Origin of the sequence: Kocuria atrinae C3-8, assembly GCF_000286355.1 — a bacterium.
GTDB lineage: Bacteria > Actinomycetota > Actinomycetes > Actinomycetales > Micrococcaceae > Kocuria > Kocuria atrinae_A.
Genome location: NZ_AJXN01000119.1, coordinates 1 through 23,522, shown reverse-complemented (window position 1 = coordinate 23,522; position 23,522 = coordinate 1). Strand labels below are relative to the sequence as shown.

21 protein-coding genes and 4 pseudogenes are annotated in these 23,522 nt (G+C 64.2%); 18 read left to right on the top strand and 7 right to left on the bottom strand.

Features of this window, described 5'->3' with window-relative positions; all coding sequences use genetic code 11:
* The first annotated feature begins 16 nt into the window (after window positions 1-16).
* From YO9_RS18580 to YO9_RS18560, 7 genes are all read left to right on the top strand, one after another.
* Window positions 17-367: a hypothetical protein gene (locus YO9_RS18580; protein ID WP_223286534.1), complete on the top strand. Its 351-nt coding sequence runs from the start codon at window positions 17-19 to the stop codon at window positions 365-367.
* On the top strand, window positions 360-953 hold the full coding sequence (locus tag YO9_RS0112695) for a DUF3817 domain-containing protein (RefSeq protein ID WP_016997826.1): 594 nt from the start codon (window positions 360-362) through the stop codon (window positions 951-953). The genes YO9_RS18580 and YO9_RS0112695 overlap by 8 nt, the downstream gene beginning before the upstream one ends.
* A 40-nt stretch (window positions 954-993) precedes the next feature.
* Entirely contained in the window at window positions 994-2,592 is a 1,599-nt protein-coding gene (gene guaA, locus YO9_RS0112690; RefSeq protein ID WP_016997825.1) for a glutamine-hydrolyzing GMP synthase, read from the top strand.
* 95 nt (window positions 2,593-2,687) lie between these two features.
* Complete coding sequence (locus tag YO9_RS18575; protein ID WP_223286533.1) at window positions 2,688-4,208, top strand: DUF4011 domain-containing protein; 1,521 nt, start codon at window positions 2,688-2,690, stop codon at window positions 4,206-4,208.
* 1,212 nt (window positions 4,209-5,420) lie between these two features.
* Window positions 5,421-6,221 carry a hypothetical protein gene (locus tag YO9_RS18570; protein ID WP_223286532.1) on the top strand — a complete coding sequence of 267 codons (801 nt, stop codon included), beginning with the start codon at window positions 5,421-5,423 and terminating at the stop codon, window positions 6,219-6,221.
* Entirely contained in the window at window positions 6,146-6,538 is a 393-nt protein-coding gene (locus YO9_RS18565) for a hypothetical protein (RefSeq protein ID WP_223286531.1), read from the top strand. Before YO9_RS18570 ends, YO9_RS18565 begins: the two co-directional genes overlap by 76 nt.
* Window positions 6,539-6,546: 8 nt before the next feature.
* On the top strand, window positions 6,547-6,882 hold the full coding sequence (locus YO9_RS18560; protein WP_016997824.1) for a hypothetical protein: 336 nt from the start codon (window positions 6,547-6,549) through the stop codon (window positions 6,880-6,882).
* Window positions 6,883-6,919: 37 nt separating this feature from the next.
* Here YO9_RS18560 and cpaB read toward each other — a convergent pair whose 3' ends face one another.
* The gene (gene cpaB / locus YO9_RS0112675) at window positions 6,920-7,540 is read right to left on the bottom strand and encodes a Flp pilus assembly protein CpaB (protein ID WP_016997823.1); all 621 of its coding nucleotides are present in this window, start codon (window positions 7,538-7,540) and stop codon (window positions 6,920-6,922) included.
* Between the two features lie 218 nt (window positions 7,541-7,758).
* Here cpaB and YO9_RS20990 point away from each other — a divergent pair, with 218 nt between their 5' ends.
* Window positions 7,759-7,911 carry a hypothetical protein gene (locus tag YO9_RS20990; RefSeq protein WP_317259832.1) on the top strand — a complete coding sequence of 51 codons (153 nt, stop codon included), beginning with the start codon at window positions 7,759-7,761 and terminating at the stop codon, window positions 7,909-7,911.
* A gap of 14 nt (window positions 7,912-7,925) precedes the next feature.
* On the opposite strand, the pseudogene YO9_RS20985 reads toward YO9_RS20990, so the two are convergent.
* Window positions 7,926-8,066 (bottom strand): annotated as a pseudogene (locus tag YO9_RS20985) (FmdB family zinc ribbon protein); the annotation flags it as partial.
* A gap of 47 nt (window positions 8,067-8,113) precedes the next feature.
* Window positions 8,114-8,764 carry a 5-formyltetrahydrofolate cyclo-ligase gene (locus YO9_RS0112665; RefSeq protein ID WP_016997821.1) on the bottom strand — a complete coding sequence of 217 codons (651 nt, stop codon included), beginning with the start codon at window positions 8,762-8,764 and terminating at the stop codon, window positions 8,114-8,116.
* 147 nt (window positions 8,765-8,911) lie between these two features.
* On the opposite strand from YO9_RS0112665, the pseudogene galU reads away from it, so the two are divergent.
* The 4 genes and pseudogenes from galU (at window position 8,912) to YO9_RS0112645 (ending at window position 13,358) form a co-directional block, all read left to right on the top strand.
* Window positions 8,912-9,819, top strand: a pseudogene (gene galU, locus YO9_RS0112660) (UTP--glucose-1-phosphate uridylyltransferase GalU).
* A 13-nt stretch (window positions 9,820-9,832) separates the two neighbouring features.
* The gene (locus YO9_RS0112655) at window positions 9,833-10,477 is read left to right on the top strand and encodes a GNAT family N-acetyltransferase (protein WP_016997819.1); all 645 of its coding nucleotides are present in this window, start codon (window positions 9,833-9,835) and stop codon (window positions 10,475-10,477) included.
* A 335-nt stretch (window positions 10,478-10,812) separates the two neighbouring features.
* The gene (locus YO9_RS0112650; protein WP_016997818.1) at window positions 10,813-11,511 is read left to right on the top strand and encodes a hypothetical protein; all 699 of its coding nucleotides are present in this window, start codon (window positions 10,813-10,815) and stop codon (window positions 11,509-11,511) included.
* 110 nt (window positions 11,512-11,621) lie between these two features.
* Window positions 11,622-13,358 carry a CYTH and CHAD domain-containing protein gene (locus YO9_RS0112645; RefSeq protein ID WP_016997817.1) on the top strand — a complete coding sequence of 579 codons (1,737 nt, stop codon included), beginning with the start codon at window positions 11,622-11,624 and terminating at the stop codon, window positions 13,356-13,358.
* Window positions 13,359-13,498: 140 nt separating this feature from the next.
* On the opposite strand, the gene YO9_RS0112640 is transcribed toward YO9_RS0112645, so the two are convergent.
* Genes YO9_RS0112640 through YO9_RS0112630 form a run of 3 tightly spaced genes read right to left on the bottom strand, consistent with a single transcriptional unit; the run spans window position 13,499 to window position 16,204 of the window.
* The gene (locus YO9_RS0112640) at window positions 13,499-13,891 is read right to left on the bottom strand and encodes a VOC family protein (RefSeq protein WP_016997816.1); all 393 of its coding nucleotides are present in this window, start codon (window positions 13,889-13,891) and stop codon (window positions 13,499-13,501) included.
* A 13-nt stretch (window positions 13,892-13,904) separates the two neighbouring features.
* A complete protein-coding gene (locus tag YO9_RS0112635; RefSeq protein ID WP_016997815.1) occupies window positions 13,905-15,596 on the bottom strand; it encodes an MDR family MFS transporter in 1,692 nt (563 codons plus the stop codon).
* Window positions 15,593-16,204, bottom strand: coding sequence for a TetR/AcrR family transcriptional regulator (locus YO9_RS0112630; protein ID WP_223286530.1), 612 nt, complete (start codon window positions 16,202-16,204; stop codon window positions 15,593-15,595). Before YO9_RS0112630 ends, YO9_RS0112635 begins: the two co-directional genes overlap by 4 nt.
* 389 nt (window positions 16,205-16,593) lie before the next feature.
* Here YO9_RS0112630 and YO9_RS0112625 point away from each other — a divergent pair, with 389 nt between their 5' ends.
* From YO9_RS0112625 to YO9_RS0112595, 6 genes and pseudogenes are all read left to right on the top strand, one after another.
* Window positions 16,594-17,646 (top strand): flavin reductase family protein, encoded by a 1,053-nt coding sequence (locus tag YO9_RS0112625; RefSeq protein WP_016997813.1) that lies wholly within the window; start codon window positions 16,594-16,596, stop codon window positions 17,644-17,646.
* A gap of 75 nt (window positions 17,647-17,721) precedes the next feature.
* On the top strand, window positions 17,722-18,837 hold the full coding sequence (locus YO9_RS0112620) for a fatty acid desaturase family protein (protein WP_016997812.1): 1,116 nt from the start codon (window positions 17,722-17,724) through the stop codon (window positions 18,835-18,837).
* 56 nt (window positions 18,838-18,893) lie between these two features.
* Window positions 18,894-19,985 carry a glycosyltransferase family protein gene (locus YO9_RS0112615; RefSeq protein WP_223286529.1) on the top strand — a complete coding sequence of 364 codons (1,092 nt, stop codon included), beginning with the start codon at window positions 18,894-18,896 and terminating at the stop codon, window positions 19,983-19,985.
* Window positions 19,982-21,226 (top strand): glycosyltransferase family 2 protein, encoded by a 1,245-nt coding sequence (locus YO9_RS0112610; RefSeq protein ID WP_016997810.1) that lies wholly within the window; start codon window positions 19,982-19,984, stop codon window positions 21,224-21,226. The genes YO9_RS0112615 and YO9_RS0112610 overlap by 4 nt, the downstream gene beginning before the upstream one ends.
* Window positions 21,219-22,172 carry a WcbI family polysaccharide biosynthesis putative acetyltransferase gene (locus YO9_RS0112605; protein WP_016997809.1) on the top strand — a complete coding sequence of 318 codons (954 nt, stop codon included), beginning with the start codon at window positions 21,219-21,221 and terminating at the stop codon, window positions 22,170-22,172. Before YO9_RS0112610 ends, YO9_RS0112605 begins: the two co-directional genes overlap by 8 nt.
* A 146-nt stretch (window positions 22,173-22,318) precedes the next feature.
* Window positions 22,319-22,546 (top strand): annotated as a pseudogene (locus tag YO9_RS0112595) (DUF3253 domain-containing protein); the annotation flags it as partial.
* A 118-nt stretch (window positions 22,547-22,664) separates the two neighbouring features.
* Here YO9_RS0112595 and YO9_RS0112590 read toward each other — a convergent pair.
* A pseudogene (locus tag YO9_RS0112590) lies at window positions 22,665-23,522 on the bottom strand (heparan-alpha-glucosaminide N-acetyltransferase domain-containing protein); the annotation flags it as partial.

The window sequence follows — 23,522 nt, the reverse complement described above, 5'->3', positions numbered from 1 at the left end:
TGCGGATGCCAGCGTGATGAGCGGGGAACTGCGCGACCTGGACATCGATCAGCAGCCCACGGACACCTCGCTGAACATGCTGAACTTGTTCTACGCGCTGGAATGGATCGTGTTCGCGGGCTTCGCCGTGTTCCTGTGGTGGCGTTTCGTCCGTGACGAGTACCTGCGCCAACAGGACCCCCAGAAGTACTTCTACCTGGAGGGTGACTACTTCTGGGACGAGGACGCACAGTCCTTCTATTACTGGGACGAGCACGATCAGTGCTACTACTACTTTGACGACCAACCGGCGGCGAACTCCTCATCCAACGGAGCCTCGACGCGCGAGAACCGCACCCACCCCGAGCACGGAGCCACGCATGAGTGAACCCACCCCTGATCCCCAGCACAACCCCAAGCCGGTTCGTCGCACGGACGGCATGCGCGTGAACACTCCCGCGGACGCCACCCCGGAGCGCGCGACGGTTCCGGAGAACGTCAAGGCCCGTGCTGCGGCGCTGCAGCCGCGCCGTCGTTTCGGCGGCACCGAAGCGCAGATCCGGGGCGCCCTGACCTTCTACAAGATCTGCGCGTGGGTCTCCGGTACGTTCCTGCTGTTGCTCGTGGCCGAGATGATCACCCGTTACGGCTTGGGCTACGACCTGATCGCCGGCGGCACCGACAAGATCACCGGTGAGACCGTGGCGTTGGGCTGGCAGAACCTGGAACTGGAGAACCTGGCCGGGGGAGTGAACATCTCCACCTGGATCCTGATCATCCACGGCTGGTTCTACGTGGTGTATCTGGCCGCGTGCTTCCGCATCTGGTCCCTGATGCGCTGGCCGTTCCCGCAGCTGATCGTCATGGCACTGGGCGGCGTGGTGCCGTTCCTGTCCTTCATCGTGGAACGCAAGATCCACCGTTCCACCGAGGTGGAGCTGGCATCGAACCCCAAGGCCGCCAAGCGATACTGAGCGGGGGATAAAGCCTCGCGGGTGTTCTAGACTTGAGCCCGTGACTGAAACCCCTGACAACCTCACCGAACTCGAGGACCGCCCGGTTCTTGTGGTCGATTACGGTGCGCAGTACGCGCAGCTGATCGCCCGCAGGGTCCGCGAAGCGAACGTCTACTCGGAAATCGTTCCGCACACCTGGTCCACCGAAAAAATTCTGCAGCGCAACCCGGCGGCCATCATTCTGTCGGGTGGCCCGTCCTCCGTGTACGCCCCCGGCGCACCGCAGCGTGATGCCGAGCTGTTCGAAGCCGGCGTGCCCGTACTGGGCATTTGCTACGGCTTCCAGGTCATGGCCAGCGCCATGGGTGGCTCGGTGGAACGCACCGGAGCTCGCGAATACGGCGCCACCATGGCCACCGCGTCCCAGGACCTGACCGGCACCCTGTTGGAGGGGGCCCCGGAGGTCCAGACCGTGTGGATGAGTCACGGCGACTCCGTCACCGCTGCTCCCGAAGGTTTCACCACCCTGGCTTCGAGCGACGGCGCCCCCGTGGCGGCCTTCGAGAACGCCGAGCGCAAGCTCTACGGCGTGCAGTGGCACCCGGAGGTCAAGCACTCCGCGTACGGCCAGCAGGTGCTCGAGAACTTCTTGTTCAACGGTGCCCAGATCACTCCCTCGTGGTCCACCGGCAACATCATTGACGAGCAGGTCGCCCTGATCCGCGCCCAGGTGGGCGACGGTAAGGCCCTGTGCGGACTGTCCGGCGGCGTGGATTCTGCCGTGGCAGCGGCTCTGGTGCAGCGCGCCATCGGCGACCGGTTGACCTGTGTGCTGGTCGATCACGGCCTGATGCGCCAGGACGAGGTGGAGCAGGTCGAGAAGGATTACGTGGCCGCCACCGGTGTGAAGCTCCACGTGGCCCGCGAATCGGATCGCTTCCTGTCCGCGTTGGCCGGCGTGAGCGATCCGGAGACCAAGCGCAAGACCATCGGTCGCGAGTTCATTCGCGCGTTCGAGGCCGCCGAGGAACAGGTGCTGCGTGCCGAGGCCGCTGACGGCAAGCCCGTTCAGTTCCTGGTCCAGGGCACCCTGTACCCGGACGTCGTGGAATCCGGCGGTGGCGAGGGTGCTGCCAACATTAAGAGCCACCACAACGTGGGCGGCCTGCCGGAAGACTTGCAGTTCGAGCTGGTCGAGCCGTTGCGCCAGCTGTTCAAGGACGAGGTCCGCGCGGTGGGTCGCGAATTGGGCCTGCCCGAGAACATCGTGGGCCGCCAGCCCTTCCCCGGCCCCGGTCTGGGAATCCGCATCATCGGTGAAGTCACCGAGGAGCGCTTGGACATCCTGCGCCGCGCTGACGCCATCGCCCGCGAAGAACTGACCCGCGCGGGCCTGGACGACGACGTGTGGCAGATGCCCGTGGTGCTGCTCGCTGACGTCCGCTCGGTGGGCGTGCAGGGTGACGGCCGAACCTACGGCCACCCCATTGTGCTGCGCCCCGTCAGCAGCGAGGACGCGATGACCGCAGACTGGTCACGGTTGCCCTCGGAATTGCTGGCCAAGATTTCCAACCGCATCACCAATGAGGTTGAAGAGATCAACCGCGTGGTCCTGGACGTCACGTCCAAGCCGCCCGGAACCATCGAGTGGGAGTAATCCCACACTCGTTGTGAACGAACATCAGTGCCGGTGCGTCGGCCGCGCACCCAGGAGCGGGTGGAGCGGTCGGCGCACTCGTGAGTAGGAGACTCATGTCTGCAGACGCGCCCCAAGAACGCCCCGAGAACACCACCGAGACCGGGACCGATTCCAGGGTGTCCTTGCGTGCCTGGACCCAGCAAATGGACGCCTATACCGGTCCGGATACGCTGCTGGAGTTCAACCGCGTGGACAACGTGTGCATCGACCTGGCGGAAGCCAATTCCTCGGGTCAGGCACAGTTGTTGATGGGCCGTCCCACCAGGCTGTCCACGATGATTCATCATCAGGACCCGGCCTACGAACGAGCGGCACGTTCGGCGCGCGCACTGCGCACCAAGATCCATGAACTCTCGGTCATGCACGGACTGGACGCCGCGTATTTGGCGGCCGGAACGGCGTCGTGGTTGACCAACCCTGCTGTGGACGGACAGCGGCGTTTCATCGCTCCGGTGCTGCTCGCTCCGGTGACCGTGAAGCTGCGACCGGACGGCAAGGATTTCGAGCTGCAGATCGTGGCTCCCGCGCGCCTGAACCCGGCCCTGGTGCGCCGGTTGCGCGAGGATTACGACGTGGAACTGGCCACGGGGGAGATGTCCCGTTTGGCCTACGGCACGCGCCGGCTGGATCCTGCCCCCGTTCTGGAGACCCTGCGCCAACTGGCCGTGGATGTCCCCGGCATGCACGTGGATCACCAACTGCTCGTCTCCACCTTCGCGGACCTGCACGAACGTCCTGCGGATGAGAACGTCGAGGCGCGCACGCAGTTCGTACGCGGTTTGGCGCGGTTGAAGAACCACGAGGTGGGCAAGCTCCCGACCGTGACGCCGCTTGAGAATCGTGCTGAACCCCTCGATCTCCGCGACCCCGCTCACGAACTGGCGCTGACCGATTTGGACCGGAGCCAACAGGAGGTCGTGGATCTCGCCGAACAGGGCGAAAGTTTCGTGGTCAGCACCCCGGTGGGCACTCCCGCGATCGACACCGTGGTGGCCACCGTGGGCTCGCTGGTCTACAACAACAAGAGTGTCCTGGTGCTGGGTGAATCCCGCACCACGCTCTCCGCGTTCACCCGCGCGTGGAACCGCCTGGGTCTGGATTCGCTGGTATTGCCGCTGGGCTCGCATCTCAACGATGACGACATCGCCGAGCGCCTCGTGCGTGCATCGCCCGCAACGAACGGGCCGAGGAACCGGATCTCGAACAGCTTCAGGACGCCTGAGGGTCTCGCGCGGGCAACTGCGCGTCCACGAGGAATCGCTGCACGCCGTGCGCCCGCGCTGGCAGGCCTCGCCCTATCAAGCGATGCAGGCCCTGGCCGAACTGACCGCTCGCGAACCCGGACCGCAGACGGCGGTTCGGTTCCGGCGGTCCGTGCTCGACGCCGTGTCCCACCGCTCCGAGGTCGAGAAGCAGTTGGAACGTGCCGCACGTTTGGGCGCCTTCGACGCCGAGACCCTGGCCGGGCCCTGGAATGGCGCTCGCTTGGTCAACGACGACGAGGCACGCGAAGCTCACCAGCTCGCCAAGTCGCTGCTGCTCGAACTGACCACCCTCAAGACCGGGATCCGTAGCGTCCTGGCGGTATCCGGGCTGCGCCCGGGAAGCACTATCCAGGAATGGGCGCAGCAACTGTCCCTGGTCATTGAGGTCGGTGATTCCCTCAAGCACTTCACCCCGGACATCTACGACCGCCCGGTCACCGACTTGATCGCCGCCACGGCGTCCTCGGGGTGGCGCCGGGACCACGGGATCGAGATGACCGGGCTGCAGCGTTCGCGGCTGCGCAAGGCGGCCAAGGAATACATGCGCCCCGGCGTTCACATCTCGGACCTGCATGCCGCGCTGGTCAAGGTGCAGTCCGAGCGGGATCGCTGGCGCACGTGGGCCACGTCCCTGGAACAGCCGGCTGTGTCCGATCGCGCGCACGAGGTCCGGGACATCCAGCGCCGCTTCAGTGAGGACCTCGAGGGGCTTGCGATTGCGCTGGAGGGTTCGCCCACCGCAGCCACGCTGGAGTCTGCAGACGTCGAGCAGCTGGAAACCACCCTCGACGAGCTCATCAACGACGAGGCCCACCTGGCCACGTTGCCCGAGCGGACCATGCTCCTGGACGACCTGCGCTCGCGAGGGCTGGGGGAGTTCCTGCAGGACATGCAGGACCGCCGCGTGCCCGCCCACGAGGTGCGCGGTGAGTTGGAACTGGCCTGGTGGCAATCCGTGCTCGAAGCCATGATCAGCGGCGACGACTTCGTGGCCATGCCCCACGGCAACGAGCTGCGTCGCACCGAGTCCACGTTCCGTCGCGCGGATTCCGCGCACGTGGCCTCTGCCCCGAACCGGTTGATGCACGAGCTCTCCACGCGCTGGAGGCACAGCATCCGGCGCAGCCCCGTGGCTGCCCGCAATCTGCGGGACATGCTGCGTTCGGGGCGGGTGCGTCCGGATCAGTTGAGTGCGGAAGAGGATCTGATCAAACAGCTGGTCCCGGTGTGGACCGCCAGCCCCTTGGTTCTTTCGGCAACCCTGGCCGAGGATCAGCACATCGACACCGTGGTCATCCTGGACGCGGAGTCCACGCCTCTCGCGGCCACCCTGCCGGCCCTGGTTCGTGCGGACCAGGTCATTGCCTTCGGCGATGCCCACGCAGGTAATCCCCACCCCTTCACGGTGGCACCGCAACAGAACTCCGGGACGTCCCGCAGCCGGTGGCCGAGCTCGAATCGGCCTTCGACGCGCTCAGCCGCGTGGTCGACCAGCGCGGGCTCACCTCGGTGCGCCGCGCCATGGACCCGCGCCTGTTCAACTACCTCAACTCCGCGTTCTACGACGGCGTCCTGTCTCGCCTCCCGCACGCGTCCGAGCTGGTCAGCCCCACCTCGGGGATGTCGGCCGAATACGTCGAGGACGGCGTGGGTGTGCTGACCGCAGGTACGGAAGGTGTGCAGGCGCCGTCGGCGGAGGTCCAGCGCACGGTAGATCTCGTGTTTGCGCACGCCACCCGCCACCCCGAGCGCTCGCTCGCCGTAGTAACGGCGTCCGCGATGCACGCGACCCGCGTGGCGCAGGCCGTGCAGCGCAGGTTGCGCGAGAACGGCGAGGCCGCGGACTTCTTCGCGCCGGGCCGCGAATCCTTCCGCGTGGTCGAACTCCACCGTGCCGCCGGAATCGAACGCGACACCGTGATCTTCTCGCTGGGCTTCGGACGCACCACCTCCGGCCGGTCCACACCCAACCTGGGCGCGCTGTCCGAGAAGGACGGGCGGCAGGCCTTCGTGCGCGGCATGACTCGCGCGCGGCGCCACACGCACATCGTCACGTCCATCCACCCCAAGGACACCGAGGAGCGGCGCCTGCAGTACGGCGCGCGGGACATGTACCGCATGCTTGAGCTGCTCTTTGGCGAGTCGACCACGTCCGAGAAGGCACAGGCTCCGGCCTCCGTCACCGACGACGCCGCAGACGCCTGGTCGCGGACCTCGCCGACCGCCTGGGTCGCGCGGGTGCCACCGTGCACACGGACTACGCGGACATCATCGACGTGGTCGCGTTCGCGGACACCGAGTCCCTGTCCGCCGGAGCTGTGATGCAGCCGACCGAGAACGGCGAAGCCCCTCGGATTCCGGTGGCCATGGAGTCCGATGGGTCGGATCGCAGCCGTGCGCTGAGCGTGCGAGAGCGGTCCCGGCTGATCCCGCAGCAGCTCGAACGTGCGGGCTGGAACTACGTGAGCCTGTGGTCCGTTGAGGTGTTCACGGATCCGCAGACCGTGGCCTCGTTGGTGCAGCGTTACTTGGGACTCAACGCCAAGACGAAGCCCGCGGCGCCCGTGTTTCGAGAGCAGGGCAGCGCCCAGCAGTCGGAGCGATCCGAGGACTTGTCGACTGACACGAATAACGGCTGAGCGTTCTCATGAGCGACAGAAACTCTGCCCCCAACACTGACGCCGACGAAACCGGTGGCTCGGCTCAAGGCACTGACTCCGACGAGAACACCGAGTCACGTCAGGCGGCCGACTCGGATGGGGATACGGATGCCGGGGCGGCTCCCGAGCAGCGCAAGCGGCGTCGGGGGCACCGGCGGGTCAGTGGCGGTCGTGCGCCGGATCCGAATCTGGCGGTGAATGATTCCGCTCTCTCGGTGAGGCCGAGCGATCCGGACCGCGCGGTGTCCGGGGCCTCGGATGCCATGTCCGATCGCGAGCACGAGCGGTGGCTGAAAGAACAGCGGCCACCACACTGGGGCTAACAACGTAGATTCCGCACGTCCGATCCAATTTGCTGACCTAGTCGGCCACCAGGACCAGCGATGTCCGACCGGAACCGTCCAAGGCGGCCAAGCCGGATGCTGTGTCGCGGGGCGCGGCCAGGACTACGAGACCCAGGTCGGTATCGGTACCCGAGGCCGACAACAGTGACGAGTCCTGACCAGCATCCACGGGTGCGCTCCACAGTACGGTCACCGATTCCGCCACGGTCTTCTGTTTGTCATGCCCGGCGCTGTCCGGCTGATGTATGACGTCCACGCTGTCTCCGGGACGAATGTGGCGCAGTACTGCGGGATCACTGACTCGGATGCTTGCGGCGGTCGTACCTTCCGGCTGACCTTCCAGAAGTCCCGGGCCGAGCACGGAGGATTCCGTCAGGAATTGCCCCGGCACGAGGGCCACGGTGGCCGGTTGACCCGTGACTACAGAAGGATCCGTGAGCGCGCCATCCGGAACCCAATCGACCGGTACGTTTTGCACGTTCACATCCGCGCCACTCAGTGCCTGCCCGGCTGGGATCGGGTTCACGACGGTGAGCACGGGGGAGGACTGCGCACTCGGGGGAGCGAAGCGCAGGATCAGAAGTGTCAGTGCCACCGCGCACAGGGCAGCGGCGACCAACCGGTGGCGGCGGTTCACCGCCGTTCGGAAGCGGAGACTTAACGGATATCTGGGGCGGGCTCGTGGGCTCATGCCCGAACGTTATGAGCACGCACGGGTCCGCGGCGGACTCACCAACGCGGTTGGGGATGCGCGCACCACAACACAGGCCGCGGACGCCATGTGGAGTACCCTTGCCGCGGTCAGCTCACGACGCGCCGCAAAGAACCGCCGTTCAGGACGAGGAGGTTCCCGATGTGCCGGCGCTCGAGGCGGCTGTGTTTGAAGAGGACTTCTCAGATGAGCCCGACGAAGATGATGACGAATCCGAAGAAGACGAGCTGGATGCCGACGAATCCGAACCGTTCGAACCGGAGGACTTCGCATCCGAACGCGAATCATTGCGGTAGAACCCGGATCCCTTGAACACCACGCCCACGGTGTTGAACTTCTTGCGCAGCTGGCCCCCACACTCGGGGCACTCAGTCAGAGCATCGTCCGTGAAGGACTGGCGGATATCGAATTCGTGGCCGCAATCTTTGCAGCCGTAGGCGTAAACGGGCACGGGATTCCTCGCAATTAGTTGGCACTGAAGTGGACCGAGTGCTAATCCTACTCCGCTCGTGGCGGTGCCGGGGTGTGATCCTCGCTGCTCCCCAGAGCCACCACGCCGCGTTCGGTCAGCGCCTTGGTCATGACGGCATCGTGGGGTTCTCGCGGGATACTTCCGGCAGCCAGAATCTCGTCGTGAAACACGCACGCGAGCATCTCGGGCAGCAGCTGCACGGCTGCGAGCCGTTCCAGAAAGCGATCGTAATAGCCGCCCCCGAAGCCCAGCCGAACGCCGTCGGCGCCTACCGCAACCGCCGGAACTACCAAAAGCCGCACGGTGCGGAAAATTTCGATGTCGTGCCGTGCTCCCACCGGCTCGAGCAACCCCGGTAGCGAGCCGGGTACGAGCTGGACGTCAGGCTGCCATTGGCACCATCGCATCGCCCGGTCGGCCTCGACCACGGGAACCCACACGCGGTGACCCGCGCGATGCGCCGCTTCGAGGGCGGCCCGCAGCGGAGGTTCGGTATCGAGTGGCAGGAACGCGGCAATGTCTCCGGATGAGATCGCCGCCATCTCGCGCCTCAGATGACCGATCAGCGCGTGCGAAGCGGCCTTCCGCACCTCCGGCGACCGCCGACGCCGCTCGGTCAGGATGTGCCGCCGCAGGTCGGCTTTGCTCTTGGTCGGGAGATTCGAATCCGACGTCATAAGAAATCCATCCGGTGTCGTTTCAGGTCTTGGTGATTGTCGGCAATCGGGCGATCAGAGGGTGTCCCCTCATGAAGGGACGATGACAAAGTCTGCATATTTCGCCTCAATCAGCCGCACAGAAGGATCGTCCATTAACCTGAGTTTATGAGCCCTAATCAAACCAAGCGCGCGCACAAGGCGGTCATCCCCGCGGCAGGTCTGGGAACTCGTTTCCTCCCCGCGACCAAGGCCATGCCCAAGGAAATGTTGCCGGTTGTTGACCGGCCCGCCATTCAATATGTCGTTCAGGAAGCCGTGGACGCTGGCCTGGATGACGTCTTGATGATCACGGGGCGTTCCAAGCGCGCCTGGAAGATCACTTCGACCGCGTGCCCGCACTCGAGGCATCCCTCAACGAATCCGGTAAGGACAAGCTGCTCAAGGAAGTTGAGCACGCCTCGGACCTCGGCGAGATTCACTACCTGCGCCAGCAGGACCCCAAGGGGTTGGGCCACGCAGTGCTGCGTGCCAAGACCCACGTGGGCAACGACCCGTTCGCCGTGCTGCTCGGTGATGACCTCATCGACGAGAGCGAAGATCTGCTCGAGCGCATGATCGAGGTCCAGCAGGCCACCGGCGGTTCCGTCGTGGCCCTCATGGAGGTTCCCCAGGAGCAGATCAGCGCCTACGGTTGCGCAGACATCACCGTGGTTGACGGTGAGGACTACGTCCAGGTCAACGGCCTGGTGGAGAAGCCCGCCCCGGAGGATGCACCGTCCAACCTGGCCATCATCGGTCGTTACGTGCTGCACCCCGAGATCTTCGAGATCCTCGAGAACACCCCTCCGGGTCGCGGTGACGAAATTCAGCTGACCGACGCCATGCAGACCATCGCCGACAAGGGCGATCAGGCACACGGCATGTACGGAGTGGTGTTCAAGGGACGCCGCTTCGACACCGGTGACAAGCTGTCCTACCTCAAGGCCAACATCGTGCTCGCGTGTGAACGCGGCGATCTGGGTCCGGACTTGCGTGCGTGGGTCAAGGATTTCGCAAAGGACCTGCAGGACTGATAGTCAGTGTTCCGTGAACACTGAAGTCGTGTGGCCGGTAAGTGTGCAATGGGCGCAGCTGACGCTGCGCCCATTGTCCATGCATGACCGCGCTGAATGGGACAGCGTCCGGTACCGGAACCGCGAATGGTTGGAGCCCTGGGAGGCCAGTAACCCATTGCCCGGGGGAGAGCCGCCCTCGTACCGCCAGTTCGTCAAGCTGATGCGAGATCAGGCCAAGCAGGGCACTTCCTTGCCGTGGTTGATCACCGAAACGAACCCGGAGACCGGCCGGAACGACCTGGTGGGGCAGCTGAGTGTTTCCAGCATCACGGGTGGGTCCTTCAGATCGGCAACATTGGGGTACTGGGTGGACGCCGAACAGGCGGGCCGGGGGATCGCACCCATGGCGGTCGCGATGGCCACCGACTACTGCTTTCAGCAATTGAATCTGCACCGGATGGAAATCAACATTCGCCCGGAGAACGTCAAATCTTTGCGAGTGGTGCAGAAACTGGGATTCCGTGACGAAGGATTACGAAAAGACTTCCTGCACATTTCCGGGCACTGGCGCGATCACCGCAGCTTTGCCTTGACGTCACCGGAGGTTCCCCGCGGGTTGGTGCACCGCTTCACCGGATCCGATGAACTCATGACGGTGCGCAGGGGTCGTTTCTGACGGTTCCGGCAAGGGTATTCTGAAGAGAGCACCGGGTCGCGAACAACGAATTACACCGTTGTAAGCAACACGGTGCTGTGTGTCGCAGATTTCGTCCTGCGCTCCCTTAGGGTAGGGGTCGTGGGATTGACGTGGGTAAGCAGCTCGGCCGTTTTGGCCATCGTGTGCGTGTTGTGCGCGGTATGGCTGGCACCTCGAATTCTGCGACGTGAAGACACCCCCGTGCTGGCCCAGGTAGATGCTCAGGACCTCCGGTTCGATGCGCCCCGCAGTGCCCGCAGCACACTACAGTGAGTCTTGCGCCCAAGACATCAACCTACGAACGGGAGAGCACCATGGAGACGCCGGCAACGGAACCGTCCACCGCGGCAACTGCGCGCCGCCCCATGGCCGGCCTGCACATTCGATGGGACCGCACCCTGATTTTCTTGGCCGGTGCCATGCTGTTGCTCACCGCCTTGATCACCGGCGTCATGGCTCCCTTCACTCCGGTGACCTGGGCCGTGCCGACCGTCCTCACTCTGCTCGGTATCGGCTGCGTTGCGGGTCTGCGCTACCTGGCCGTCGAGGAACAGAACGTCCGCCGTGCCCGCGGTTCCGTGAGTGCCCCGGTGGAGCAGCCTGAACAGAAGCTGTTCGACAACGAGGACGAGAACCGCCAGGAGGAACAGGTCCGCGAACGCCGTGCCATGGCCGCGCTGGATCTGCCTGAGCAGGTGGAGCAGCCTGAGCAGCAGGTGGCAGCCAAGACCCACGAGCCCGCCTACACGGTGGACGAATTGCGCGCCGAGGCTCTCAAGGTCGCCCGCTCCACGGCTCCCAAGTTCGAGGGCAAGGCCACTTGGAAGCCGGTTCCGGTTCCCAAGCCGCTCTACACCCAGGCCCCGGTGGTTCCCCCGCGCGAACCCGAGCCCCTGCAGGTCCCGCAGCGACCGGCAGCCAAGTCCACCACGTTGAAGGACGCCGCCGAGGCCGGTTCGCGGGAATCCGCAGCTCTCAACCTGGACGATGTTTTGAAGCGCCGCCGGGCGTAGCGCGAAGCACCACATAGTTTTAGAGAAATATTCGATTCCGCGCCGCGGCCGTACCCAGCAGGGATGGCCGCGGCGCGTTTCATATCTAGGAGTGTCATGGCTGAGCACCAGTGGAGATTGAGCGCAAGTACGATGTGTCGCCCAAACAAGCGGCCAAGATCAAACTGCACAAGGTCGAAGGATTCACGGTCGGGGAACCCGCGATCTACGACCTGACCGCTGCGTATTACGACACCGAGGATCACGCGCTGAGCCGCGCTCAGGTGGCCGTGCGGCGTCGTGCGGGTGGCGGCGATGACGGCTGGCACGTGAAGTACAAGGCCGGCAAGGTTCGCGGCGAGTTGCACTACGAACCGCTCAAGACCTCCGATCGCATGCCCGCAGTGCTGCGGAAGACGCTGGTGGGAATCACCCTGGACCAGCCCCTCACGCCCGTGGCGACCATCAACACCAAGCGCGCCGAATATCCGATTACCGCCGAGGACGGCCAGCAGTACGCCGTGCTGTGCGTGGACTTCGTGTGCGCTCGTGACGAGCGTGCCGGCGTGGATCGTGAATGGAGCGAGTGCGAGATCGAACTCAGCTCCGACGAGCTGAGCAAGAAGCAGTCCAAGGCGGTCTTTGCGGCTGTGGAGAACGTGCTCTACGAGGCCGGTGCGGTCGCCTCAAAGTCTCCGGCGAAGATTGCGCGAGCTCTGGGCCAGGACAAGGCGCCGGTCAAGGAATTGCCTTCCGAAGGCAAGGACAAGGACACGTCCAAGGAATCCTCCAAGAAGGACAAGGACTCTTCGAAGAAGGACAAGAAATCGAAGAAGTCCAAGAAGGACGTCGAGAAGAAGGCCTCCGAGCCCGTCAAGGATTCACCGACCAATGGTCAAGATGTCCTGGCGGCCATGTGCGAAGACTTGACGCGCAAGTTGCAGCATTGGGACTTCGCGGTGCGGATCGGCGCGGAAGATTCGGTCCATCAAATGCGGGTGCGCAGCCGTTCCCTGCGTAGTGTCTTGCATGCCGCCCGGGACTTCATCCCGGAGCAGGTCGGGGCCGATCTCGAGGAGCGCCTCAAGACTTTGGCGCGCGCGCTCAGCGACGCACGTGACGAGGAAGTTGCGGCCGAGCAGTTGCACGGTCGCCTGGATGGCGAGTTCAGTGGCCTGATCACGGCCGCCGCTCGGCAAGACTTGTTCACGGCCTCCGAGACGGGCGCCGACGACGCCGCTCGCGCCGTTCGCCGCATGCTCGACAGTCCCGAGCACATCCAGTTGTTGACGGACTTGCGGGCTCTGTTCCAGGACCCGTCCTTTGGTGAGAAGGCGGCGGAGCTGTCGCCCAAGAAGTTCGCCAAGGTGGTCATGAGCACCGCGCTCATGGACGTCATTCAGAAGGCCACCTCCAAGCCCTCCGTGGATTCCGAGACCGGCGAAACCGAAGTCAGTGAAATGGGTGCCGAGCTGAGCGAACGCCTGGCCTTCGCCGATGAGGATCCCGTGGCGCTGGCGGTCTACTTCGATCACTTGCACGATGCCCGCAAGGCCATCAAGTCCGTGCGCTACGTGAGTGATGCCCTGGACCGCGCGGACGCGGACCCGGGCAAGAAGCGCTCCAAAGCGGCGTCGTACGCCAAGGACTACCAGGACGAGCTCGGTTCCCTCACGGACTGCGCGGTCATGGAACACTGGCTGGCGCGCGTGGCCCGCAGCTTCCAGCGCACCGGCAAGGACCGGTACGCCGTGGGTCTGTTGCACGGCATCGAGATGGCGTCCCTGCGAGCCCGCTTGGACGATGCTCCCGAACTGATCGGGGATCTCGTGGAGGACATCCAACGGGAGCTCCCGAGCGAGGACTGACCGCTCAGGCGCGCTGCGGCAGCCTGAGCGACGGTAGAACCTCGCCAGGGTGGAACTCCGTAAAACGATCGACGGTACGACCTGGAACTTTCGTTTCCTGGGTCGTACGTCGATCGTTTTACGGCTGCGCGAGTTGTGGGTCAGTTCTCGCTGATCAGCTGAATCAGGTTTCCGCAAGTGTCATCCAGGACCACGATGCTCACCGGACCGGCATTCGTGGGTTCCATGGTGAACTCCACACCCTTCTCTCGAAGCTCATTGAAGGCCTCCTGCACGTCGTCCACCTGGAACTGCGTGTAGGGAACCCCCGCGGACTTCAGCGTGGATTTGAACTCGGGAGCACCGAAATTGGCGTCCGGCTCGAGGAGGAGTTCCACGCCGTCGGGCTCGCCGGGGGCGGTGAGGGTGAGCCAACGGGCCTCACCGGCGGGAACGTCGTGCTTGAGCTCGAAGCCGAGCTTGTCGGTGTAGAACGCCAGAGCCTTGGCCTGATCGTCCACCAGGACACTGGTGATGTTGATGCGAATGCGCACGGGATGCTCCTGCTCAGTGATGGGTCGAGACGGACCGTTGGTCCGATGCCGGCTTAACGGTAGCGGAGGAGGGATCGGAGACGGCCGGATCCGTACCGTGAATCTGAGGATCGGAAGCGTCGTCAGCGGCCGGTTCATCGTCTTTCGGGACGTAAACCTCGCGGTCGATCTGCGTTGCCAGGGGCTTCTCCTCCACGAAGAAGAGCAGCACCAGGGCAATGATCGTCAACGGCACCATGAACAGGAAGATGGGCAAGAGCGCGTCGTTGTAGGAATCGATCACCGGGATGCGCAGGGCATCCGGCAGCCCCTGGACCGCGCCGGGTGTCAGAGAGTTGGCGCTGACCGGGCCGTTCGCGGCGGCCGGCGGCATGCGTTCCGCGAGCAGATCGTGCAGCCGCGTTACGAAGACGGACCCAACCACCGCGGAGCCGACCGTGGCGCCCACCTGTCGGAAGAAGTTGCTCGAGGCCGTGGCGGTACCGACCACGCGGTTGGGGAACGAGTTCTGCACGATGAGCACCAAAATCTGCATGCTCAGGCCGATGCCCGCACCGAAGACCGCGATGAACAGGCACATCATCCAGATGGGATCCTCCGCGGTCATGGTGGACATGAGCCACAGCCCCAGTCCGGTGATCACCATGCCCGTGAGCGGGAAGAACTTGTACTTGCCGGTCTTGGACACGATCTGGCCGGAGATGATGGAGGTGACCAGAAGGCTGCCCATCATCGGAGTCATGAGCAGGCCGGCGGTGGTGGCGTCCACGCCCTTGGCCATCTGAATGTAGGTGGGCATGTAGCCCAGGGCACCGAACATCACGATGCCCACCATCAATCCGGCCACGGTGGTCAGCGTGAAGTTTCGATCCGCGAACAGCGAGAGCGGAATGACGGGATCCTTCACCTTGGACTCGGTCACCACGAAACCAATGGCAGCGAGCACGGTGACTGCGACCAGGCCCAAGATCTGCGGAGACAGCCAGTCGTACTGCTGGCCACCCCACGTGCAGACCAGGATGAGCGTGGTGGTGGCCAGGGCCAGAAGCACCATGCCCAGGTAGTCGATGTGCAGAGAGTTGGCGCGTTCGGGGCGCGGGATGCGCAGGAAGAAACTCACTGCGGCGAAAGCCATGATGCCCAGCGGGATGTTGATGATGAAGGCCCAGCGCCAGCCGGGCCCCTCGGTCAACCAACCGCCCAGGAGCGGACCGGCCACGGAAGCGACCGCGAAAACGGCACCCATGACGCCCATGTACTTACCGCGCTCGCGGGCGGGAACCACGTCCGCAATGGCGGCCTGGGACAGGATCATCAAGCCACCGCCACCCAGACCTTGGACCACGCGCGCCGCAATGAGCAGGCTCATGGATTGTGCGGCCGCGCCGATCACCGATCCGGCAATGAACAACACCACGGCCGCGAGCAGGATGGGTTTACGGCCCAAAAGGTCGGAGATCCGCCCGTACACCGGCATCATGATGGTCGAGGCGAGAATATAGGCGGTGATGACCCAGCTCATGTGGTCCACACCGCCGAGTTCGCCAACCATGGTGGGCAGGGCGGTGGACAGGATGGTCTGGGACAGTGCCGCCAGCAGCATGACCATCATGAGCGCTGCGAACAGCAGCACCAATCGGGGAGCGGGCGCCGCTTCCTGCGTGGTCGAATTCCGGCTTGAAGCCGGTGCCGTGGATTGGCTCATGAAATCTCCTTGAAAGCGGATCGGAAGACGGACAGAGCCTGCTCCACGGCGCGGTCGACGACCTCCGGGTCAGAATTGCTGGTCAGGTCTTCGTTGTTTCGGTACACGTATTTGAGGACCGAGCCGGCCATCAGGACATAGGCCTGAGACCTCTCGGAGGAGCGGTTGTTGGTCGAACCGCTGGAATGTTCGGCCACGGTCGCGGCTACCAAGGACTCCGCCGCCGTGATGTGAAGCCCGATCTTGCGCGACAGGTCGGGATTGGCCGCGAGCAGTTCTTGGCGTTCCTTACCCGTGGCGCTGAAGCCTGCGGAATGCCGGAGGACGGCCAGGAAGAGTCGTACGGTCCGTGAGAACTCATCACCGCTGCTGGGGTCCTCGTACCGCTCCACTTCGGACTGCGGCATGTGCACTGGTTTCAGCCCCAGGACAGCGTCTTCTTTGCACGCGAAGTAGTTGAAAAAGGTCCGGCGGGAGACACCCGCGCGTTCGGCAATGGCCTCCACCGTGGTGGCTCCGTACCCATGGCGCTGGGTCAGTTCCCACGCGGCCTCATGGATCTCGCGGGACGTCTGCGCTCGGTGGCGCTCACGTAATGAAACATTCACTTCTGACACCAGTACATATTATGCACTCGTGCAAACTTGCACAAGTGCAACGAGCGGAGGGTGGAATGTTCGGGTACGTAGAAGGAACCGGGTCCGAGGCGACTTATGACCCCAAAATCTCCCGGCACACCGGGGCGCTCACCCAAGGTGTCGTCCAGGTAACAATCAGGAGGCTCGGTGTGGGCACGCATGCCCGGTTGTTACGGTAAGAACGTTCCGACCACGCATGATCCCGAGTGGTCGAACAACCATCGAGTCCGTGGACCCGCGCGCATCGTCAACAGGTTCCGGCTTCGGAGATCGGTGTCACCATCGATTCCGTACGCAGAGAGAGCAACCTGATATTCAGATCCACATGATTGGCGATAGACAAGAAGTGAGGGCCCAGAGTGAAGAAAAATAGCGCTCGAAAAGTCCTGAAGTTCGCCGTCTCCCAGTTCACGTACCCGCGTGACCCGAAAGACTTCCTGCAGGTTTTCCATAACCTGACCAGTGCACGATACACCCGGGGAATTGTTTCCCGCGTGGACCGTGAAACCGCAGACACGTCTACCATTTTCTTCAAGGCCGGTGACGGGTGGATTCCACATGTGGCGGGCCAATGGGCACGTATCGGTGTGTCCCTGAACGGCAAGCGCGTGTGGCGGCCGTTTTCCATCAGCGCCGCACAAGGCCAAGATCCCTCCATCACGGTGAAGGCCAATGGTGCGGTGTCCACGTTCCTGGTGAACGACGCAGAACCCGGAACCCTTCTCTACTTGGAGGAGCCCTCCGGACAGTTCGTTCTGGAAGAGACTCCCGCGAGCATCCTGTTCGTCGTTGCGGGCTCCGGCATCACCCCGGTGATGTCTATGCTCCGCACGCTCATGCCGCGGCGCCCCGATCACGATGTGGTCCTGTTGTACTCGTCCAGGACACCGGAGGACTGCATCTTCCACGATGAAATCCTCGAACTGGCCGATCAGTTCCCCGGCTTGAAACCCATCTTCTGGTTCAGCCACGAGGACGGCCGCATTGATTTCTCCGAGACGGGGGACATCCCCCGGTTGTGCCCGGACTATCAGGATCGCGAGATCTATTCCTCCGGCCCCGATTCCTTTGTGAGCCAGGTGCAGGAGCTGGCCCTCATGTTCGGCGGTCAGTCCAGAGTGGAGCGCTTCGACGTCACTCGGCGCACCAGTGCCAGCGGCAATGGAGAGGTGTACTTCTCCCAGTCCGATGAAACGCTGGAGGTCACCGGCGCAGATTCCATCCTGGAAGCCGCGGAGAAATCGGGCAGGCAACTGCCGCACGGCTGCCGTATCGGAATCTGCCGCAGCTGCTTGGTGCCGATGATGGACGGACAGGTTTCCGACATCCGAACCGGAGAGGTCACCCACGATCCAGGACTGGTGCAAACGTGCATCAACCGACCAGCACCCTGGGTGGCATTGGACGTGTAGCCGGAGAGCCACAGTCCAAGAACCACCCCACAGAAATTGCCGACAGGCACCCCGACCCCTTTGAAGGAGCAACGCATGACAGCAACATTGGAAGAGCACACACCCACCTTTGAGATTGAGCGGACGCGTAAGACGCCCAACCCCTTGAACCTCACCGAAGAGCAGCTCATTGAGCTCGAGGTCAAGTTCGACGCCATCCGCGATGACATCACCGCCAAGCGGGGAGCAACTGATGCGCGTTACATCCACCGCGTCATCAAGCTCCAGCGCAGTCTGGAAATGGTGGGGCGCGCCTCCATGTTGTTCTCCAAGCACAAGCCCCTGTGGTTCTTGGGAGTGGGCTGCCTGGCCGGCGGCAAGATCCTGGAAAACATGGAGATCGGACACAACGTTCTGCACGGTCAGTGGGACTGGATGAACGACATGGAAATCCACTCCACCACGTGGGAATGGGATTTCGTGGCTCCGGCCTCCGGCTGGCAGCGCACCCACAACGACACTCACCACACCTGGACCAACGTGGTCGGTAAGGACCGTGACGTCGGGTACAACGTGCTGCGCATGGATCCGTCGCAGCCGTGGACCCCCGCCAACCTGCTCAACCCGGTCATCAATGCCGGTCTGGCACCCATGTTCGAGTGGGGCATCGCGATTTACGACATCGAGTTCGATCAGTACTTGGAGGGCAACAAGCCCAAGGAAGCGATGCTCAAGGACCTCAAGCGGGTCCTGAAGAAGTTCGGCCGCCAAAGCGCCAAGGATTTCGTGTTGTCCCCGCTGCTGGCTTCACTGACCGGCTCGGCCAAGTCCTCGATCAAGGGCTACGTGGCCGCGAACGTGATTCGTAACCTGTGGGCCCACGCCGTGATCTTCTGCGGTCACTTCCCGGACGGCGCGGAGACCTTCACCGAAGAGGACATCGAGAACGAGTCCCGCGGTCACTGGTATCTGCGGCAGGCCATGGGCTCGGCAAATATCGATGGTTCCAAGTTCATGCACTTCATGACCGGCAACCTGTCGTTCCAGATCGAACACCACTTGTTCCCGGATCTGCCGTCCAACCGCATGGCCGAGATCGCCCCGCGGGTCAAGGCAATCTGCGAAGAGTACGGCATCCCCTACACCTCGGGTCCGCTGCCCAAGCAGGTCTTCGAAGCGTGGCGTAAGGTCTTCCGACTCGCCCTCCCGTGAGCCGCGAGACGGCGCCGTCGGCCGCGGGTGGCGAGTGGTCCGGTAACGTTTCGGGGGTGAAAGTAACCACCCATGCGATCGTCGGACCGCTGCAGCACGGGGTCAGGATGCACGCGAGCGCCCTGGCCGATCACACGCCGCAAGCCGCCCGGATCGAGGGCGACATCTCGGAAGCGCTTCCGCAATTGTTGGCCGATCACGGACCGGTGCACGTCCACTTCACCGACCGCATTTTCGGTCGCGACGCGTCCGAGGCCGCCGGTGTCATCGAGCGCATTGCCGCTCGGCGGCCCGTATCCGTCACGCTCCACGACATTCCGCAGCCTTCCAATGGGCACGCCTTTGCCGCTCGCTGCGCCGGTTATGCCCGCGTGGTTGCCGCCGCGCGCACTGTGATCGTGAGTAGCGAGTACGAGCGTGACCTTCTGCTGCGTCACGCCGGACTTCCGCCGAGGACTCTCGTCCACGTTGACCCGCTGCCCATCGACCGTGCCCCTGCGTCCACAGCAAATCTGGATTCGGTGGGATTTCCCACGACCACGCCCACCGTGGGATTACTCGGCTTCATTTATCCCGGCAAGGGCCACCAACAGGTTCTGGCCGCGCTGGCATCCAATTCGCAGGCCGCCGACGTCGCCGCGCTGGGTCGGCCGTCGGACGGTCACCAAGATCTTGTGGCCCAGTTCGAACGCCTCGCTCGCGCTCTGGGTCGGGCCTTCCACGTCACCGGTTTCCTGTCCGAGGAGCAGCTCACCGCAGCCGCCCGCGCTGTTACGGTCCCGGTGGTCGCGCCCGAGCACGTGTCGGCCTCCGGCTCGGTGGGGCGGTGGATCGCGAGTGGCCGTCGCCCGATCGTTACCCGCCACCCGTTCTTCGAAGAACTTCGCGAACGCGCACCGTGGGCGTTGACCATCACCGATGACCTGGCCTCGGCGTTGAACGCCGCACTTGAGAACCCTGCTTCCACCTGGATCGACGAACGGGACTGGAACGATACTGACGTCCCTTCCACGGCTCGCGCGGCGCAGATCCAGTGGTCCCGACTGTCGTCTCCGGGTCCTGACCGGAAAGCCAAAGAACCGACGAACGGGCGCCCCACGATCTCCGCGGACTCGCGGGCATCCGCCGAGTCGCAGGTGACCCCGTGAACGCAACAGCCGGCGCCGTCGACAGCGAGCCACAGCACGGCGCCCCACGTGTCAGCGTGATCGTTCCCTATTACGAGAACCAACTCGGCCTGGACCGGCTGCTTCGCGCGCTGGAACGGCAGGACCTTCCTCCGCACGAATTCGAGGTGATCGTCAGCGACGACGGCTCGGCCGAGGCACCCGCGCTCCCGGCGACGTCGTACCCGATCACCGTGACCCGGCAGGAAAACCTGGGATTCCGCGCGGCCGCCGCGCGGAATAAGGGCGCGGCGCTCGCGAAGGGGCGCCATTTGGTATTCCTCGATGGTGACATGATGCCCGAGCCCGGTTTCCTGACCGCGATGCTCGCGGGTCTCGAACACCAGGATGACGGTCACGGCGTCCTGGCCGTGGGCGCTCGCAAGCACGTGGACGTTTCCTCCTGCACGCCGGACCAGATCGACCAATGGCTGGCTAGCGGTCATGCCAACGGCGCTCGCAGAGTCGACGACCCAGCCTGGCTGTCCGACGGCTACGCCCGCACCAACGACCTGGCGGACGCGGACGTCGAGGATTTCCGGCTCATCATCAGCGCGCTCATGGGCGTGAATCGCGAGTTCTTCGAGCGTGTGGGAGGGTTCGACGAAACGCTCACCGGGTACGGGGGAGAGGACTGGGATCTCGCGTACCGGTGCTGGCAAGCGGGGGCGAGATTCGTGCACGTTCCGAACGCGGTGGCGTGGCACGATGGCCCGGATCTGGGCGGGCGGCCCGATACCCGCGACATCAAGGACGCCGAGACCATGGCGCTGGCCCAACGTATCCCGCTGCCGAGCACGCGCGGACGCGGACTGGTATTCGATCAACCGGCCGTGGTGGTTCGGGTGCATGCCCACGACAATGACGGTGAAGCGTTCCTGACCGCGTTGCAGTTGTTGCGAAATGCGGACGTCGGCTTGTGGTTCGTGGATCTCGGCTCGATGCCGGCGGCGCTGGCTCAGGATCCCCGGGTTCGCGTGGGGCAACCGAAGTCGCAGTACGTGGATCGATGCCGTTTCGTGGTGGACGTCCTGGCACCGCTTGTGCTGGACGAACCGCTGAGCGAGCTGTGCGAGCGCGGTGAACAGAGCGCTCCCGGGCTGTTGGTTCTGAGGGAGACACGTAGTCTGAACCGTGGGGAATCGGACGTGTCAGCCGTATGCGACGCGGTTCGCCCCGCGGCTACGGAGAAACGGATCGAAGGACGGGTGGTACATGGCTGAGGAACTGGGTTTCGAACCGCACGACCCCGGGCGGCGAGCGCACTACGGCGAGTTCTACGGTCTCACCGAACTGCCGGATGCGCCGCTCTTCATGGTGCACGGTAACTGCCAGGCGGAGTCCCTGCGTGTGTTGCTGCACGGCGCGGGGGAGGGCCGTTGGCACGGCGTGCGGATTCCGCCGGTGCACGAACTGTTGGCCGAGGACTTGCCCCACCTGACTCGGTTGCTCAACCGCTGCAGCTTTGTTGCGACCCAGCCGATCACCTCCGGATACCGCGGACTTCCGTTGGGTTCGGAGGAGATCCTCGCGCTCACACCCTCAGATTCCCGCGCCGTGAAGTACCCCGTCATGCGGTGGACGGCGCTCATGCCAACGCTCGCGATCGTGCGCGCGGAAGGTGTCACGGACCCGCCCGTTGCTCCGTACCACGACCTCCGGGTGCTGGTGGCCGCTGCCCAGGGGAAGAGGACCGTGAACCTGGAGCCGGTGTCCGCGGAGGCCGTCCGCGCGTCCCGGGACGAATCACTGCACCAGCTGCGGACCCGGCAGGAAGCCCACGGGACGGTGGACGCGGCGTCGTTGTTCGAAAGCGCCGGACCCAACGCCGCCCACGTGATCAACCACCCGAGCAACGAGGTGCTGATGGGGGTGGCCCGGGAAATCCTCTCGGAACTTGGTGAGCCGGGTGAGGTCAAGGATCCTGGACGGGTGCTGCTCGGCGGAATCCGTGCGCCCATCTATGAATCCACCCTGGAAGCCCTGGGCTATCGCGCCGATGACCTGGCGGGCGGCCCGCGCAATCACTGGATCATCGGCGGCGAAAAGGTCTCCGAGGAAGACATCGCTGCGGAGCATCTGCGCTGGTACGCCCAGTTCCCACAGGTGGTTGCCGCAGGCCTGAAACGGCACGAGCGACTCATCAGCGCCATCGGCCTGACGGTCTAGCCCGACGAGGATTCCGACATGACCAGCGAGAAACGCACGGAGCCGGGAGCATCGACGCCCGAGCGCTCTGAAACGCCCGAGGCTCCGAAACGGGTGCTCACCCTGAATCCGCCGAGACCCCTGAGCTCCGGGAGCGGGCGGCGTCGTCCATTCGCGAGCTGCTGCGCCAACGTAACGGCAAGACGATCTGCCCGTCGGAGACCGCACGCGCCATCGGTGGGGACGGCTGGCGAGACCTGATGCCCATGGTTCGCGACGTCGCCGTGGGCCTCGTCGACGAAGGCCAAGTGATCGTGCAGCAGAAGGGCGAAGAAGTGGACATCACCACCGCGCGAGGCCCCATCCGACTGGCGCCGGGCCCGCGACTGACGTAACCAGGACACCGTGCACAAAGGCCCGAGCGAAACATTCGCTCGGGCCTTTGCCTGTAGTCGTGAAACTGGTGTTTACCAGTTCAACTGGCGGCTACGTCGTGAACCGAAACCCACTGGCTCAATGCCGCGGACCGACCTTCCCATCGGGCACGAACTTGCGCCCTGCGGAGCGAGAGATCCTGGTGACCAACCGCTCGAGGGGGCCGGAGCCCAGGGCGTGCTGCCACGCCGTCGCCACCAGTGCGGCAACCGCGATCTGAACGATCAGCCAGAACATCGGCGTTTCGCTGATCGGCACGAAGGCCAGGAACACCAGGTGCGCACTGTAGATGGTCAAGGTCATGGAACCCATGGCACCCAGCGGCGAGAGCAAGCGACCGATCCAGCGGCAGATCAACAGGAAAGCACCCAGGGCCACCATGGCCAGTCCGGCGCTCACTGCAATGGCGAACGGCGTGTTGGTGTGAGGACCGGAAATCACCAACCAGGTCAAGGTGGTGGTCGGGAGCTCGGGGTCTGGACCGTAATTCTGGATGGTCATGACCTCTTTGTTGGTCAGCCACGGGGTGGCGGTCACCAGCGCTTCACGCACGTCGAAACGCAACAGCATCATCATGGACAGGCCCTTGGCCACGGCCGCGATCACGGCACCGAAGATCACCAAGAGGATCTGGATGCGATCACGGGACAGCGGCAACCGTCCGAGCGCCATACCCAGGCAGATGAACGCCATCCACGGAAGGGCGGGATAGGTGCCGGTCAAGAACAGCTCCGCCAGAACCGTCCCGGGTTCCGTCACCAAATCCACGAGATTGGCGTTGTCGTGAACGTGTGACGGCAGGAGGTCCAGCGTGGACTGCATGACCATGGGCGCGAAGATCATGAAGAGCACTGCGCTCGTGAACAGCCACTTCACCGACATCATGGTGAAGGGTATGGCCAGCAGGAACATCAACCCGTAGTAGATCAGGATGTT